This window comes from Citrobacter braakii, assembly GCF_002075345.1.
GTDB classification, from domain to species: Bacteria; Pseudomonadota; Gammaproteobacteria; order Enterobacterales; family Enterobacteriaceae; genus Citrobacter; species Citrobacter braakii.
This window is the reverse complement of the sequence record NZ_NAEW01000081.1, coordinates 1-966: the sequence shown is the minus strand read 5'-3', so window position 1 is coordinate 966 and position 966 is coordinate 1. Positions and strand designations below refer to the sequence as shown.

1 pseudogene is annotated in these 966 nt (G+C 60.5%); it reads left to right on the top strand.

The features are described from left to right. Positions 1-865: pseudogene (locus BZK42_RS27895) on the top strand (conjugative transfer ATPase); the annotation flags it as partial. Positions 866-966 lie beyond the last annotated feature (101 nt).

Here is a 966-nt window from a genome sequence, read left to right as displayed (position 1 = left end):
GCGGGTGTACGAAGAAAAACGGCAGATGCTGCCATCAGACCTGAAGGCGACGATGGAAAACATCGCCACTGACATGTCACAGAAGCCCGGCGGCGGTCCCCGCTGGCACACGAAGATGCAGGCAAGGGCGTCGGAGATGGCGCTGTCACTGGAGCTGCTGACGGAGGGTACGGAGGGCGAGCTGTTTAACCGTGAGGGCGAAGCCTGGCCGGAAGCCGACGTGACGGTAGTGGATCTGGGGCACCTTTCCCGGGAAGGGTACGAGTCCCAGATGGCGCTGGCGGTGATATCGCTGGCCGGCAGGGTGAACTATATCGGTGAGCGTGACCAGTACCATAACAGGGCCGGTCTTTTCGTGATTGATGAGGGACACGTGGTCACGACGAACCCGCTGGTTGCCCCGTATTTTGCCAAAATCTCGAAGATGTGGCGAAAGCTGGGATGGTGGCTGTGGCTGGGAACCCAGAACCTGAAGGACTACCCGAATGAGTCAGAGAAGATGCTGAACATGGCGGAATGGTGGATATGCCTGACGATGCCGCCGGATGAGATAGAACAGATAGCACGTTTTCGCAATCTGACGGCGGAGCAGAAGCAGATGCTGGCGTCGGCGAAAAAGGGGCAGAAAGTGAACGGCATACCGTGCTACACAGAAGGGGTGGTGATGGGCAGCACCCTGAACGCGCTGTTCCGCTCGGTACCGCCGAGCCTGTATCTGGCGCTGGGCATGACGGAGAAGGACGAAAAGGCGCAGCGATATGAACTGATGCAGGCGCATGGCTGCACGGAGCTGGAGGCGGCTTTTATGGTGGCACGGGAGCTGGACAGAAGACGCGGAACGGGGGAGATGAATGGTGAGGCTTAGATATCCTGCGGCGGAGGTGGCGGAAACGGGGGCGTACGGGCTGCTGTTTGACAGCCTGCCGCAGTCGGCGCCGGTGACGGGACATGCGCAGGCGGTGCTGC